Raw genomic sequence first — 16187 nt, 5'->3', positions numbered from 1 at the left:
AAAGGAGGAGTATGAATAAATTAGATAAATATATAATTCTAAACTATGTAAAAAGTTTTATTTTAGGAATGATGATGTTTTTCTTAATATTTTTACTAGCTGAAAGTATTAGTCTTACGGGATGGATTATGGACGGAAAGCTTAAAGGACATGATGCCATAAGATATCTGAGATACGGAACACCTGAAATAATAACAAATACAGCTCCTCTTGGAGTTCTGCTTGGAAGCCTTCTGTGTATAAGCAAGATGGCAAAACAGCTGGAAATCGCAGCAATGAAAACAAGTGGAATCAGTTTCGCAAGAATAGCTTTATTTCCCATGATTTTTTCATTTCTTGTAAGTATGGGCGTATTTTGGTTAAATTACGACGCTTTAGGAAAATCAAACACTAAAAAAGAAAATTTAAAATCTTTAAAAATTGATAATAAGGAACCTGTCAAGGCGGAGAAAAAATTTATTTTTGTAAAAATTGACAAAAAAACAGTACTTTTTAGTGAACACGCAAATAAAAATACTGGAACCATGGAGAATATTGAAATACTGAAATTTGAAAAAGGCTTTAAGGAAATAAGCAAAATATACACTTCTCCTTTTGGAAAAATTAACCCCAAAACAAATGAATGGACTTTTAAAGACTTAAAGGAGTACGATGATAAAACTAATTTAATGAAGCCTGCTGATACAAAAAAATTCAAATTTATTGCAAAAATGGAGGATGTACTGGCAAGTCCAGTCAAGGCAAAAAATTTGACAATGCCTGAATTACGTGAAAAGGTAGTTTATTTTACAAGAGTTGGAGCAGATTCCTTAAATTTAAGAATAGAATTTTATTATAGAATATCTTTTGCATTATCTTCATTCGTTATGTGTCTAATTGGACTTTCGCTAGGAAGTAGGTATGTAAGAGGGGGAGCAGCTCTAAATATAGGATTATCTGTAATAATTGGTTATGCCTATTACGGTGTCAGCACGATTTTACGTTCGATGGCAGTATCTGGAGCAGTTCCAATTTATGCAGCTTGTTTTATTCCGTTAATTATATTTTTAATAGTTGGAATAAAATTATTTAGGGATTCTGAATACTAATAAATATTTTTGATTTTTATAAAATGAAAAAGAAGGGAATGGTATGATAGAGAAGATAAGGACAAATAGTGGAATAGAAGTTATTTTTGATAGGCTTGAAAGTATTTCTACCTGCTCAGTTGGAGTATTTGTAAAAACTGGCTCACGAGATGAAAGTGATACGGAGGAAGGAATCTCCCATGTACTGGAACATATGATTTTTAAAGGGACTCCTACTAGAAATTATTTTGAAATTTCTGAAGAAATTGACTATCTTGGAGCAAATGTGAATGCACATACGACTAAAGAAGAAACAGTTTTTTATATAAATGCCTTAACACAGTTTCTAGGAAAGTCTGTGGATATTTTGTTTGATATTGTTACAAATTCTACGATTGATGAAAAGGAGCTAGAAAAAGAAAAAGATGTAATCGTGGAAGAAATTAAGATGTATAAGGATTCACCAGATGATCTGGTATTTGAAATGAATTATGCAGACAGTATAAATGGGCAGTATGGAAAGCCTATTATTGGAACAGAAGCTAGTGTAAAAGGCTTTACTGCAGATGAAATCAGAAAATATTATAAGGAAAGATACACAAAAGACAATATTTTGGTTGTAGTTTCTGGAAATTTTGATAAAAACGAGATTATTCAGAAAATTGATCAATATTTTTCAAAATTAGGTGATAAAAAGATTGATAGACGTGATAAAATAGATTTTTCATTTAATGCTGGAAAAAAAATTGTCTCAAAAGATATAAATCAAGTTAATATCTGTATTTCTCATCAAAGTGAAGATTATAACAGCAAAAATAAAATATACACGGATATTTTAGCAAATATTATTGGTGGTTCAATGAGTTCTAGACTTTTTCAGGAAATCCGTGAGAAAAATGGACTTGCCTATTCTGTATACACATATAATCAATATTATTTGTCAGGAGGCTTGACATCGACATACATTGGAACGAATCTGGAAAATTATGAAAAGGCAATAGAAATAACGCTTTCAGAGTTTAAAAAGTTACGTGAAAATGGAGTTACAGAAGATGAACTTCAGAAAGCAAAAAACAAATATATGAGCAGAATTGCCTTTGCAATGGAAAATCCACGTTCAAGAATGGGAATTATAGGAAATTATTATATTAGAAAAAATGAAATTTTAGATACTGAAAAAATGAAAAATGAAGTTAATGAAGTAAAAATTGAGGATGTAAATACTTTTGCAAAAACGAAATATTTATCAGAAAATATAACGGTTTTGGGAAATATCAATAACTAACTAACTAACTAACAAAATTTTTAATAGTGTGATTGAATTTTTCAAAATTCAGTCAGTATTAGATTGAACAAATAGTTATAACTTTTAAATTTAGTTTTGAAGTAACTTTATTACTAAAAATAAGAATTAGGAGAAAAAAATGTTTCAAAAACAAAGATTAACTGACCGAATAAAAAATAGTATTTTTCGGATGGATAAAATGATTTTATCAATCGTTTATGCTCTTACAACAATCAGCACTATATTTGTATATAGTGCAACAAGGGAAAATGGTATGGTTATTAGGAACATTCTGTGGATTGCAATAGGAACGATACTAGTGTTTGCTATAGCTTCGATTGATTATAAAATTCTAAAATTATATATTTGGCATATTTATGGAATAGGAGCAGCTTTGTTGCTTCTGGTTCGATTTGCAGGGAAAAAGACGCTTGGAGCACAACGGTGGATTGCACTGGGACCGTTTCAGCTACAGCCGTCAGAATTTGTAAAAGTAGGGATTATTTTGATTATAGCGTACTGGATTGTAACAAAATACAGAGAAGGAATTAATAACTTAAAGGATATTATTGGTTCTATTCTTCCTGCGTTGCCGCTTATCTTATTAATCTTAATACAGCCTGATTTGGGAACAACACTGATAACAATTTCTTCATTTTTGTTTATGATTTTTTTATACGGTGCAGATATGAAGCCGATTTGGGTAATAGGAATTGTAGTTTTATTGTCAGTTTATCCAGTTTATAGATTTGTTTTGGACGATTATCAAAGAGACCGTGTGGAAACTTTTTTGCATCCTGAAAAAGATAGAAAAGGAAGCGGATGGCACGTAATTCAATCAAAAATTTCTGTTGGAGCAGGAGGAATAATGGGGAAAGGAGTTCTGCAAGGGAGTCAGAGCAGATTGGAATTTTTACCTGAAGCACAAACAGACTTTATTTTTTCAGTATTGTCTGAAGAATTAGGATTTGTAGGCTCTTCATTAGTCTTACTTTTATATTTTATGTTAATCTATGAGATTATGAGGATAGCCCGGATTATACAGGATGATTTTGGCCGCCTCATATTATATGGGTTAGCAGGAGTTATCTTTATGCATGTAATCGTAAATGTAGGAATGACAATTGGACTTGTTCCAGTTACAGGAAAACCATTATTGTTTATGAGTTACGGTGGAAGCTCGTTTCTAGCTTCATTTATAATGATAGGAATAATTGAAAGCATAAAAATTCATAATAATTAAGAAATGAGGAAAATCTTGGAGAAAAAGGAAGTTATTGTAAATTCTGAGATGGAAGGAATGCGGCTTGACAGATATTTAAGAAAAAATTTTAAGGAAGAGCCGCTTAGCAGAATTTTTGGAGCGATAAGGTCTGGAGATATTAAAATTAATGGAAAAAAATCAAAAGAGAATTATCGCCTTTTGCTAAATGATAAAATTATAATTAGAAATTTGTCTTCAGGAAATATTGAAAAAACAGAAAAAAGTGTGAATATAGCCAAGGTGAAAAATTTAAAAATTTTAGAAAGTGATCTGGAAAAATATAAAAAAATGGTTATTTTTGAAAATGACGATTTTTTTATTGTGAATAAAAAGGAAAATACTCCGATGCATAAAGGAACTGGACATAAATATGGACTTGCTGAAGTTTTTAAGGCAATTTATAAAAGCGAAAATATTAATTTTGCGAATAGGCTCGATTTTGAAACATCGGGTCTTGTTATTGGCTGTAAAACCTTAAAGTTTCTTAGATATATTTCTCAAAAAATTAGAGATAATGAAGTCCATAAAAAATATTTTGCGATTGTTCATAATAGAAAGATAACTGAACATCTTAAGTTTAAAGAAAAAAATCTTAATTTGAAAGATTTTAAAATTGAAAATTGTTTGACAACAATGGAAAATAAAGTTATTGTCTCTGAAAAACCTATTTCAGGAGAGTCGAAAAAAAGTATCACTTATTTTAAGCATATAAATCTTGATAAATTAAAAAATTCAAAAAAAATATTAAAATTATTGGAAAAAAATAATAAAAATATTTTACTTTTAGATATTGAACTGATTACTGGAAGAAAACATCAGATAAGAGCTCAACTTGCTCACGAAGGTCTTTTTATAGTGGGCGATAAGAAGTATGGAATAAAAGATGGAAGTAACAGATTTTTTCTTTGTTGTTATTCACTTTCTTTTGACAACTATAATTTTTCGATTATAGACAAAGCATTTTTTTAAAAAGTATTTTTATCAAAGAAAAATCTAATATAAATATAGTATCATATAGAGTATTATAACACCTGTTATTTTAACTTAAAAATATAAAATTCTTGAGAGGTGAAGAAAATGGGATTATTTTCAAGCAGAAAATCAAAAAATAAATATGTAACACTTACATCCAAATCAAAATTGACAGTTGATATTGTAGATGACAATAAGTGGAAAAAATGTAATCAATGTAATGAGATTATTTATAATGAGGATTTGAAAAATAATTTAAATGTATGTCCAAAATGCGGAAATTATTTTAGGCTTACAGCTTTTGAAAGAATTGAGCTGTTAATTGATGAAGGAACCTTTATTGAAGAAGATATGACACTTAATTCAAAAGATGTATTAAATTTTCCTGGATATGAGGAAAAATTAGAATTAGCACGTGAGAAAAGCCGAATGTTAGATGGTGTTATTAGCGGAGTTGGAAAAATTAATGGACTAGAAGTGAGTATTGCCGCAATGGAATTTAGCTTTATGGGTGGAAGTATGGGATCTGTTGTTGGAGAAAAGATTACAAGGGCATTAGAAAGAGGGCTTAAAAGAAAAATACCAGTTGTAGTAGTTTCAAGCTCTGGTGGTGCAAGAATGCAGGAAGGAATCTTGTCACTTATGCAAATGGCAAAAACTTCAGGAGCAGTAAAAAGATTGAATGAAGCAGGAATTCCGTTTATTTCTGTACCTGTTGATCCGACTACTGGTGGAGTGACAGCTTCTTTTGCAATGCTAGGAGATGTTATTATAACAGAGCCGAATGCTTTTATTGCTTTTGCAGGGCCTAGGGTAATTGAGCAGACTGTAAATCAGAAATTGCCAAAAGGGTTTCAAAGGGCAGAATTTTTGCTAGAACACGGAATGATTGATATAATTTCAGAAAGAAAAGACTTAAAAACAACGATTTATAGAGTATTGGAAAAATTAGTGTAAGTTTTAAAATTTTTCAAACGAAAGGATAGAATATGAGTATAAAAGATGAAATTAAAGAATTGGAAGATAATATAGCTGAGTTAAAAAGATTTTCAGCTGAAAGAAACATTGATTTTTCTGCTCAAATAACAGAACTTGAAAAAAACCTCGAAGATAAATATAGAGATTTTGAGGAAAATGAAATGGATGCCTGGAATAGAATTCAAATTTCAAGAAATCCTCAAAGACCATATACTTTGGATTATATAAAAGAATTGACGCAGGATTTTGTAGAACTTCACGGTGATAGGCTTTCAAAGGATGATAATGCGATTGTAGGAGGGCTTGCAACAATTGATGGTTATAAAATAATGATAATAGGGCAGCAAAAAGGAAGAGACATTGAATCAAATATTTTTAGAAATTTTGGTATGGCGAGTCCTGAAGGGTATAGAAAGGCTCTTAGATTAATGAGAATGGCAGAACGTTTTAAATTACCAATTCTGACATTAATTGATACAGCTGGAGCATATCCTGGAATAGAAGCCGAAGAAAAAGGGCAAGGAGAGGCTATTGCCAAAAATTTAGCGGAAATGTTTGGATTCCGTGTACCAATTGTATCTGTTGTTATTGGAGAAGGTGGAAGTGGAGGAGCATTAGGAATTGGTGTAGCAGACTCAATTTTAATGTTTGAAAATAGTGTGTATTCTGTTATTTCCCCAGAGGGATGTGCCTCAATTCTTTTTAATGATTCAACAAAAGCTGCAGAAGCTGCAAAAAGTCTAAGAATGGATGCTATCAGCCTAAAAAGTCTTGGAGTAATAGATGAAATCATAAAAGAGCCTTTAGGCGGAGCCCACAGAAACTTTGAAGAAACAGCGCAAAATTTAAAAGAAATGGTTGTGAAGGAATTTAAGCGGATAGACAAATTTTCATTAAGGGAATTGCTAAAAAGAAGATATGATAAATATAGAAAAATGGGCGAATTTTTTGAAGAATAAAAATTTAAAATAATTATTTTGGGTTATCATAAGTGATTGATAATCCTTTTTTTATTATTTATATTTTGAAGTAATATTAAATCTTATTTAAATAACGAATTTATTACAAACTTTTTTAGTAAAGAATATAAATCTAGCATTTTTAAGTAATTTTAAGATGTAATTTTCGTTTTTTAAACAGAGTCTAGTATAAAATAATCGGTCGGAGCATTTTTCTGTGCTGGCAAAACTGTTTGAGTATAGCGAGTTTTTTGTCAGTGCAGAAAAATGTCGTAGACTAGCCATAGGTTGTAGGATTTGCGGCAATGAGCAATCCTACGAAAATAAAAAAGAGGGAAAAAGCTGTTAGATATTTAACAATCCCATTACAAAAATTCATTCCTATTTTTAAAAGAGAATTATTATTAAAGAGCATTTATTAAATAGAGATTTGTAATTTTTATTTTTTAAAAATTATAAGAGATATTGATTTTAAGAAAAAGTAGGGTATACTATTAAGGTAAGAAATGAAATAAGAAAAATAGGAGGAAATTAAAATGGCAACAATGAAAGCTGCAAGATGGCACAATAGAAAAGATGTAAGAGTGGAAGAAGTTGAAGTACCAGAAATTACAAGAGAAAATCAAATTAAAATAGCGGTAAAATATTCGGGAATATGTGGTAGTGACTTACATGAATATTTAGGAGGACCAATATTTATTCCAGCAAATGCTCCACATCCATATACAAATGAAAAAGCCCCAATTACAATGGGACACGAATTTTGTGGAGAAGTTGTGGAAATAGGAAGTGGAATTACAAAATTTAAAGTAGGAGATAGAGTTACGGTTGAGCCAATTTTAGCAAAAAATGGATTAATTGGAAAATATAATTTGGATCCTAACTTGAACTTTATCGGACTTGCTGGTGGAGGAGGGGGATTTTCTGAATTTGTAGTTGTAAATGAGGATCAGGCTCACAAATTACCAGATGAAATTGATTATGAACAGGGAGCATTGACAGAACCTGCAGCAGTAGCAGTTTATGCAGTTAGACAAAGCAGATTTAATACAGGAGATACAGCGGCAGTATTTGGTTGCGGACCAATTGGACTTCTTATAATTGACGCATTGAGAGCATCTGGAGCAACAGAAATTTATGCTGTGGAAGTTTCACCTGAAAGACAAGAAATTGCTAAAAAATTAGGGGCAATAATTGTAGACCCTACAAAAGTAAATACAGTTGAATATATAAAGGAAAAAACAAATGGCGGAGTAAATGTTTCTTATGAAGTTACAGGAGTTCCTGCTGTATTGCAACAATCTTTGGAAGTTGCTGAAAAAGATGGAGAATTGATGGTTGTAAGTATTTGGGAAACAGAAGCTCCAATACAGCCAAATGAAGTAGTAATTCAAGAAAGAACAATAAAAGGAGTTATCGCATACCGTGATGTATTCCCTAAAACATTGGAATTAATGAAACAAGGATACTTCTCGAAAGATTTATTAGTAACAAAAAGAATTAAATTAGAAGATATCGTAAATGAAGGATTTGAAGCACTTGTAAAAGAAAAAAGCCAAGTTAAGATTTTAGTGTCGCCTAAATAATTGTAAAATATAAGATGTATATACTAGCTTAAAAATCGGAAAAACTTAATTTAACTTATTAATAAGGATTAGTTTCTAAATAAATCAGGGACTAATCCTTTTAATTTGTCACTTATCCTTTTTTAGAAATTTTAGTTTAAAATGAGAGTAAGAAACTAGGCTATATTTATAATCAATTCATTATTTTTAAATATTTTTCTTAAATTTTCAAGTAGATTGACTGTATCATAAAATTATGATATAAATTTGTGGAATATAATAAAAAAATTAGAAATAAATGAAAGGGAAAAGATGAAAATAAAATATTCTTGGTTTGATTTTAACCTAATTGATATCCTTGGTATATTTGTTGGGAAAATTGTATATATTTTTTATAGATTTATTATTACAATTTTTTTGAAAAAATACACAGTAATAAATTTTGAAAAAATAAAAATAACTATTAATGGATTATTTATGAAAAAAGAAATTTATTATGACGACATAAAATTTATATCTATTAGAAAAAATTTTTTAAATTCATATGATTTGGTGATAAATCTTGATGAAACTACCACTTTTTTTAAGTATGCATGTAATTGCATGTAATTATACTACTGATGCTTTTTCATCAGGTAAAGATAAAAAAAATACTTTTGTTATTTGTGAAATAAAAAATATAAATGAAATATTAAAAGAGTTATTAGAAAAAATGGAATTTAATTATGACGATTTTAATAATGCTGAAAAAAGAACAATTTACTCTGATAAAGTTCATAAGAAATATAGTTTTTCAAAATCAAAAAACTATAAAAGTAAAGAAATAATAAAAATTTCAGATAGCAATAATAGCATCTATGTGATCGATAACTTTGTTGAAAATGATAAAAGCATAATCTTAGACTGTTCTCCAAATAAAATGTTGTATCAAATATTATATAGACCTATGCCATTGAAATATAATAAGAAATCAAATTAAAAATGAGAGGTGTATATCACAATGAATAAAAGAATATTTTGAATATAGGGATAAAGGTTATATTAAAGCTAAATAGTTTTTATATACAGGCAATTAAAATAATAATAAAAGGAGTTATTGCATATTGTGATATATTCCTTGAAAATATTGCAATTAATAAAACATAGGGCTACCTGAAAATAGATAGCCCTTTTATAATTGTTTATTAATTTATGGATTTATATATTTCTCTAAAGTTTTTAAGTTTTTCATCAAGTTCAGCAATTCCCCATTTTCCATTATCTTTTTCTAAATAAATTGTTGTTTTCATAGAAGCATACTTATCGATTCTTTGGAAGGCTTGTTTCATTGAGCTAAACATTTTTGTTATTATTTTATCAAAGATTTCGTCTTCTGAGAAATTATCTAGATTTTTCATTTCTTTTTCGTTTAGAAAGTTGCTGTTCATTAATTCTGAATATTTTTGTAAACTTGTTGTGATATCTGGCGTTTTTATATTTAATGTTACTTCGACAATATCATTTGTAACATATCTTATTTTTTCAACGTCAATTTTGTTTTTATTCATTATATAATCGAACATGTCATTATATAATTCGTTCATTTTTTTCTGAAATTTAAGAGAATTTTTTTGACTTATTGCGGGTAATTGAATTTGTTCATCCATCATTCTGGAAATCATAGATTTCATCCCAACTGATACTGCTCGTTTAATTGAATCATAATCCCTTTTAGCTGCAATCTCAATTTCACTGTTATTTTTTGTAATTTCCTGCTGTGATAAAGTAATCCCTTTCTTTAGGACAACTTTATAATTGGCTGAGAATAGCTGGATTGATAATGATAGTAGTAGAAAAATTAGTAGTTTTTTCATAGGTAATAAACTCCTTTGATAGTTTTGTTTTGTTAGTATTTTAACATATTTTTTATATATTGACAAATAGAATAAAAATTGATATAATTGTAATACAAATATTACAATTGGAGGAATAGAAATGCCAACATTGTCATTGAGAATAGAAAAAGAGGATTTAGAATTCCTGAAAGAGTATGCAAATATAAATCATCTTAATATGTCTTCTTTTGTCCGTAATTTGATTTTAGATAAAATATATGATGAAATAACTGAAGAAGATGAAAAAAGAATATTAAAAAGATGGGAAAATGCAAAATCTGAAAAAACTGATTCTGCTGAAGAGGTTTTTAAAAGGTTAGAACTATAATGGAAAATCAAATTTATGAAGTTAAGTTTACTGAATCGGCAGAAAAGGATTTAAAAAAATTAAGTAAAACAAATAAAGCTATTGCTAAACTTATAAAAAAATGGATTTTAGAAAATTTAATAGGTACACAAAATCCAAAGCAAAGAGGAAAGGCATTAACTGGAAATTTAAAAGGATTATGGAGATACAGGGTAGGCTCTTATAGAATCGTGGCTGAAATAAAGGATGATGTTTTACTAATATTAATTATAGAAATTTCAGATAGAAAAGAAACTTATAAAAATAAAAAGAGAAAAATATATAAAGATGGGAAAATAAAGTAAATATACAATATGAATATAATTTTATTTATAAAAATAAGATTATAAAGGAATTATTAAATAAAAAAAGCGCATAAAAATATTCAAAGATTTGGAGTATATTTCATAAATAAAATTTATAGAAAAAGATGATATTAAATGGCCTAAACAACTAATTATTTATCATCTTTTTTGTATACAATCAAATTCCGTTTGGCATAATATTTTTTTCCATAACTTTGCATAAGTTCCAAAATAGGTAACAAATCTTTTCCTTTTTCTGTAAGAACATATTCTGTCTTTTTGGGATAAACATCGTATTCCTTTTTTTCAATAAGTTTTTCTTCAATTAAATAGTTCAGGTGCTCGATAATCATTTTTTCGTTGCTGCCTTTTATTTGATTTTTGAAATCTTTTGTTCTGACTTTTCCGTGTCTTAAAAGCCATAATATAATGACTGTCCATTTTTTTGATAATATTTTTTGAGTTAGTTCCAGTGGACAAGTGTAAATTTTTTCTTCCATATAAGTTTTCCTTTCAATGAAATTATTTGAAATTTTAAAAAACACCAAATAATCTTGATTTTACTATAATTCTTTTGTTTTTTCTATATTTTTTTAGAAATTTTTATAAAATACCATACTCGAATTAGCAGTCCTCCTGTCCATCCTATCGGTGCGGCAATCCAAATTCCGTTGTAGCCTAACGATGTTTTTGAAAGTAAAGTGGCTAGAGGCACTTGAAACATACAAAATGAAGTAATGGAGGCTATTAATGGAACTAAGGATTTTCCATAGCCTAGTAGTAATCCATTTAGTATTTGCATTGTGCAGAAAATTACGTAAAATGCTGAAATTATACGTAAATATTGATTTCCTATAAAAATCACTTCGGGATTTCGGTTAAATATTGAAATAAAGAATGCTGGAAAAATAAAAATAATAATTGAGATTATGATGGAAAATGTGATTCCTAAAATTAGGCTATCTTTTCCACCTTTAATTATTCTATCCATTTTTTTGGCTCCATAATTTTGGGCTGTAAAAGTCATCAACGCCTGTCCTAAATTTATGGATGGCAATTCTGCAAAGGAGTCAATTCTGGAAGCAGAAATAAAAGCTGCAATACAGTCTGTTCCAAATCCATTTACAAGAATTTGAATAACAATAAATCCTAGGCTGATTAAAACTTGCTGTAACATTGCTGGCATTCCAATAATCAGTATTTCTTTTAAAATATTAAAATTTAAGTTGAAATAATGTTTTTGAAAAATTAAATTCGGATATTTAAATTTTATGTAAAGTAAGCAAAGAAAAAAGGAAATAAACTGTGAAATAACAGTTGCAATTGCAGCCCCTGCAACTCCAGAGTTTAGTACTGCTACAAAAAATATATCTAGGATAATATTTAAAATCACTGCGGTAATTAAGATGTAAGTCGGCGTTTTTGAATCGCCTATGCCTTTTAGCGTGTTTGTAAGAGAATTGTAGCCAAAAGTTGGAACAACTCCAATAAAAATAATTTTTAAGTAGATATTTGCCTCCATTAATAATTTTTGCGGGACATTAATTAAAATTAAAATATTGTTTGACAGTAAAAAACCTAATGTTGTAACAATAAGAGATGAAACTATGGAAAAAATAAACCCTGTGTTTGCCGTGATTTTCAAATTTTCCATATCTTTTGCACCAAAATATTGAGAAATTAGAATGCTTGTCCCTAATGAAATTCCTATCGAAATAGCTATTATAAGTACATTAATCTGATAACTTGAGCCTACAGCTGCAAGGCTTTCCTTTCCTAAAAAATTTCCCACAATGATTGTGTCTGAAATATTGTAAATCTGCTGAAATAAATTTCCTATTAAAATTGGTAAAGAAAAATAAATTATAGTTTTTAATTCGTTTCCTTTTGTTAAATCTTTCATCTTTATTTTTTCTCCTTATTGCCTGTTAATTGATATTTTAGCATTTATTTCGTTTGATATGAATAACATACTTTTTTGTGAGTATCTCAATATACGTATAAATAGAAGTAATATTTAAGAATCAAAGAATTAATTGTAGATATAATTCAACCTTTTTTTAATGGAATTACTATATATTTTTTATGTATAAAGAAATAAGAAATGAAAAAATTTTTGTTTGACTTATATTTTCTCACATTGTATAATAAAACATAGTTAGAAAAATGGAGAGTGGAAAAGCACTGTTCCATAAGAAATTGATACAGAAAAGAGGTTAAATTTTATGGAAAACGCTATGAAAAGCTTTGGAGAAAACGTTTTTAGAGACAGTAATTTGAAAAAAAGAGTTTCCAAAGCCGTTTTTAAAGAGTTTAAGGCGTCGCAACTAGGTGAAACTGAATTGTCGAAGGAAACTGCTGAAGTTATTGCAAATGCAATTAAGGACTGGGCAACTAAAAGAGGAGCTACTCACTTCTGTCACTGGTTTCAGCCATTAAATGACTTGACAGCAGAGAAGCATGATTCATTTTTGGAACCTGTTGAAAATGAGGAAGTTATTTACAAATTTTCTGGAAATAATTTGATAAAAGGTGAATCTGATGCATCTTCATTTCCAAACGGAGGGCTTCGTAGCACATTTGAGGCAAGAGGTTACACAATTTGGGATACAAGTTCGTACCCATTTATAAGAGAAAATAAAAATGGAGTTACGTTGTATATTCCTACAGCCTTTATTTCATTTACTGGTGAAGCGTTGGACAAAAAGGTACCTTTATTAAGAACAATGAAATATATAAGTGAACAAGCATTAAGAGTTTTACGAGCTTTGGGAAATACTACGGCTAATCACGTATTTAACACTTTAGGAGTGGAGCAGGAGTATTTTCTTGTAAAAAAAGATATGTTTGAAGCAAGAGATGACTTATTGCTTACAGGAAGAACATTATTTGGAGCATCTGCACCTAAAGGGCAGGAACTAAGTGACCACTATTACGGAAAAATCAAGGAAAAAGTAATAAACTTTATGAGTGATGTTGATGTTGAACTTTGGAAATTAGGGATTCCGTCAAAAACAAGACATAATGAAGTTGCTCCAAACCAGTTTGAAGTAGCACCACTATTTTCAGTAGCAAACTTGGCATCAGATCAGAATCAGATAATAATGGAAACTATTGAAAAAACAGCATTAAGACACAATTTGGTAGCATTGCTTCACGAAAAGCCATTTGCAGGAGTAAACGGTTCAGGGAAACATAATAACTGGTCACTAGGAACTGATGACGGTAAAAATCTTTTCAGTCCTGGAAAAGATATGAAATCAAATACGCAATTTTTAATCTTTGTGGCTGCAGTAATTGAAGCTGTTGACAGATATTATCCAATGTTAAGATATGCGACTGCAACTGCGACAAATGATCATAGACTTGGTGGACACGAAGCGCCACCTGCAATTATTTCAGTATTCTTAGGAGATGAATTGACAACGGTTTTGAATAATATTGCATATAAAAAAGATGCACCTGTGTCAGAATCATCAAAAGTAAACTTGTCAGTTGATGTGTTGCCTGCATTTAGCATGGATGCTGGAGATAGAAATAGAACTTCGCCATTTGCATTTACTGGAAATAAATTTGAATTTAGAATGCCAGGGTCAAGCTCTACACCTGCAACTTCTGCGGCTGTAATAAATGCTATGGTAGGAAAAGTTCTGTCTGAATATGCAGATAAACTTGAAAAAGCAACTGAGAAATCTCTGCAAAAAGTGGCAAATGAAATTATTGCAAATGCCTATAAAAAACATCATAGAATAATTTTCAATGGAAATGGATATAGTGAAGAATGGGCAAAAGAAGCTAAAAAACGTGGACTTACAAACGAAGTAGCTTCAAATACAGCACTTAGAAAAATGATAGATAAAGATGTCCTTGAATTAACTCAGGAAATTGGAATGCTTTCTGAACAGGAATCTATCGCAAGATACAATGCCTATGCAGATAGATATGTAACGCAATTAAGCATAGAATCAAGAACATTGATTGATATTGCAAATAAAAACATTTTGCCATCTGGATTAAAATATGCCAATTTATTAGCTGATCATATTGAAAAAAATTCAAAATATGGAAAAGCGTTTGTAAAAGAGCAGGAAGAAATATTAAAAGATGTGCTTAAAAATATTACAACTTTAAGAAAAGAAGTAAAATCACTTGAAAAAGAAATTAACAGAGTAAGAAATGAAAAAGATTTAGGAAAACAGACAGATTTAGCAAAAGAAAAATTAGTAACAGGACTGGAAGCATTAAGAGTACCTTGTGATAATTTGGAAAAAATTATTGATAAGGAATACTGGAATTTCCCAACTTATACTGATTTACTGTTTAAGTTATAATATTGATAAAAAGTGCAGGGACTTTAACGAGTCCTTGCTTTGTTTGTTTAAAATAATATTTTTGTAGTGAATTGTTGTAAAATCAACTTTAAATGTTATGGAATTATTAGATTTGATTTTGAAAGAAATGGGTATAGTAAAGAAAGGAAAGTTTAAAAATGATTTTTTTGAAATCACTGGGAAGTATTTTCCCTATTATTGTTATGATTGCGATTGGATATATTTTGAAAAAAAGGCACTGGTTTCATCACACATTTAGTGAAAATGTGTCAAAACTTATTACAAATGTGGCTTTGCCTTGTTCAATATTCTATTCAGTCTTGAAATATTTGAATATGGATGCTTTGAAGGAAGTGTCAAATCGTTTGATTTTTACATTTGCTTCGGTTATTATTGGATATGTTGCAGCTTTTTTTGTAATAAAGCTGGTGAAGATGAGAGAAGGACGACGTGGAGTCTTTTATAATGCGGTAGTAAATGCAAATACGATATTTATTGGACTTCCGTTGAATATGGCACTTTTTGGAGAAGCAGCTTCCAAATATTATTTAATGTATTATATTACAAATACTGTATCAATTTGGACTTTAGGGTATATGCTTCTGGCAGGTGATTCATTGGAAGGCAATAAAGATGAAAAAAGTGGATTTAATCTGAAAAAGTTGTTATCGCCTCCACTTATTGCTTTTGTAATAGCCTTTATTGTACTTTTGTCAGGCATAAAAGTAATAACTCCAATTGTGGAAACTACAAAATATCTTGGAAGCGTTGTAACACCTCTTGCATTGCTTTATATTGGAATAGTGTTGGCAGATGCGGGACTTCACAGTATTCGGTTTGATTTGGATACAAATTTGGCTTTACTTGGAAGATTTGTATTTTCGTCAATTGTCATGATTGTGTTGTTGAAAATTGCTGGACATTTTGTACAGTTAAATGATTTGGAAATAAAAACGTTTGTGATACAGTCGGCAGCACCAGTGTTTGCAGCATTGCCAATTTTAGTTAATGAAACTAACGGAGATATTGGATATTCCACAAATGTAGTTACAACAAGTACGATTTTATTTATATTGGTTGTTCCAATTCTGATGAGCATTTTGAATATAATTCATATATAAAATTTTAAATTTGGAAAATCATTAATTTGATTTTCTTTTTTTGCAAAAATTTGAAAATAGAGTAAATCTTGAAATTAATAAAAAAATATGGTAAACTTTTATTGAAAAAATTAAATAACG

Annotated in this window: 16 protein-coding genes; 13 read left to right on the top strand and 3 right to left on the bottom strand. The window is 29.3% G+C overall.

Annotation, left to right across the window (positions count from 1 at the left end; translation table 11 throughout):
• Positions 1 to 11: 11 nt before the first annotated feature.
• The 9 genes from ACEG17_RS05880 (at position 12) to ACEG17_RS05840 (ending at position 9069) form a co-directional block, all read left to right on the top strand.
• Entirely contained in the window at positions 12 to 1088 is a 1077-nt protein-coding gene (locus ACEG17_RS05880) for an LptF/LptG family permease (RefSeq protein WP_147005988.1), read from the top strand.
• A gap of 43 nt (positions 1089 to 1131) precedes the next feature.
• Positions 1132 to 2352, top strand: a complete 1221-nt coding sequence (locus ACEG17_RS05875; protein WP_372582940.1) for a M16 family metallopeptidase — start codon at positions 1132 to 1134, stop codon at positions 2350 to 2352.
• Positions 2353 to 2491: 139 nt separating this feature from the next.
• Positions 2492 to 3595, top strand: a complete 1104-nt coding sequence (gene rodA, locus ACEG17_RS05870) for a rod shape-determining protein RodA (protein WP_372582939.1) — start codon at positions 2492 to 2494, stop codon at positions 3593 to 3595.
• 15 nt (positions 3596 to 3610) lie between these two features.
• Positions 3611 to 4585: a pseudouridine synthase gene (locus ACEG17_RS05865; RefSeq protein ID WP_372582938.1), complete on the top strand. Its 975-nt coding sequence runs from the start codon at positions 3611 to 3613 to the stop codon at positions 4583 to 4585.
• A gap of 108 nt (positions 4586 to 4693) precedes the next feature.
• Positions 4694 to 5545 (top strand): acetyl-CoA carboxylase, carboxyltransferase subunit beta, encoded by an 852-nt coding sequence (gene accD / locus ACEG17_RS05860; protein ID WP_299570744.1) that lies wholly within the window; start codon positions 4694 to 4696, stop codon positions 5543 to 5545.
• A 32-nt stretch (positions 5546 to 5577) separates the two neighbouring features.
• Complete coding sequence (locus ACEG17_RS05855) at positions 5578 to 6525, top strand: acetyl-CoA carboxylase carboxyltransferase subunit alpha (protein WP_372582937.1); 948 nt, start codon at positions 5578 to 5580, stop codon at positions 6523 to 6525.
• Positions 6526 to 6742: 217 nt separating this feature from the next.
• Positions 6743 to 6874, top strand: a complete 132-nt coding sequence (locus ACEG17_RS05850; RefSeq protein WP_372582936.1) for a hypothetical protein — start codon at positions 6743 to 6745, stop codon at positions 6872 to 6874.
• Positions 6875 to 7061: 187 nt separating this feature from the next.
• The gene (locus ACEG17_RS05845) at positions 7062 to 8111 is read left to right on the top strand and encodes a 2,3-butanediol dehydrogenase (protein ID WP_147005983.1); all 1050 of its coding nucleotides are present in this window, start codon (positions 7062 to 7064) and stop codon (positions 8109 to 8111) included.
• A 544-nt stretch (positions 8112 to 8655) separates the two neighbouring features.
• Entirely contained in the window at positions 8656 to 9069 is a 414-nt protein-coding gene (locus ACEG17_RS05840; RefSeq protein WP_372582935.1) for a hypothetical protein, read from the top strand.
• 205 nt (positions 9070 to 9274) lie between these two features.
• Here the strand turns inward: ACEG17_RS05840 and ACEG17_RS05835 are convergent, their stop codons facing one another.
• A complete protein-coding gene (locus tag ACEG17_RS05835) occupies positions 9275 to 9943 on the bottom strand; it encodes a hypothetical protein (protein ID WP_372582934.1) in 669 nt (222 codons plus the stop codon).
• Positions 9944 to 10064: 121 nt separating this feature from the next.
• Between ACEG17_RS05835 and ACEG17_RS05830 the strand changes: the two genes are divergently transcribed.
• Positions 10065 to 10292: a DUF6290 family protein gene (locus ACEG17_RS05830; RefSeq protein WP_372582933.1), complete on the top strand. Its 228-nt coding sequence runs from the start codon at positions 10065 to 10067 to the stop codon at positions 10290 to 10292.
• A complete protein-coding gene (locus ACEG17_RS05825) occupies positions 10292 to 10615 on the top strand; it encodes a type II toxin-antitoxin system RelE family toxin (RefSeq protein WP_372582932.1) in 324 nt (107 codons plus the stop codon). The genes ACEG17_RS05830 and ACEG17_RS05825 overlap by 1 nt, the downstream gene beginning before the upstream one ends.
• 152 nt (positions 10616 to 10767) lie before the next feature.
• Here ACEG17_RS05825 and ACEG17_RS05820 read toward each other — a convergent pair whose 3' ends face one another.
• A complete protein-coding gene (locus ACEG17_RS05820; RefSeq protein WP_372582931.1) occupies positions 10768 to 11115 on the bottom strand; it encodes a winged helix-turn-helix transcriptional regulator in 348 nt (115 codons plus the stop codon).
• A gap of 83 nt (positions 11116 to 11198) precedes the next feature.
• The gene (locus tag ACEG17_RS05815) at positions 11199 to 12518 is read right to left on the bottom strand and encodes an MATE family efflux transporter (RefSeq protein ID WP_372582930.1); all 1320 of its coding nucleotides are present in this window, start codon (positions 12516 to 12518) and stop codon (positions 11199 to 11201) included.
• A 322-nt stretch (positions 12519 to 12840) separates the two neighbouring features.
• Between ACEG17_RS05815 and ACEG17_RS05810 the strand changes: the two genes are divergently transcribed.
• The gene (locus tag ACEG17_RS05810; RefSeq protein WP_372582929.1) at positions 12841 to 14946 is read left to right on the top strand and encodes a glutamine synthetase III family protein; all 2106 of its coding nucleotides are present in this window, start codon (positions 12841 to 12843) and stop codon (positions 14944 to 14946) included.
• Between the two features lie 158 nt (positions 14947 to 15104).
• Entirely contained in the window at positions 15105 to 16067 is a 963-nt protein-coding gene (locus ACEG17_RS05805) for an AEC family transporter (RefSeq protein WP_026745831.1), read from the top strand.
• Positions 16068 to 16187: the final 120 nt, after the last annotated feature.

This window comes from Leptotrichia hongkongensis (assembly GCF_041538065.1).
In the GTDB taxonomy this organism is placed as follows: Bacteria; Fusobacteriota; Fusobacteriia; order Fusobacteriales; family Leptotrichiaceae; genus Leptotrichia; species Leptotrichia hongkongensis.
The sequence above is the reverse complement of the archived record's forward strand: the minus strand, read 5'-3'. Positions and strand labels throughout refer to the sequence as shown.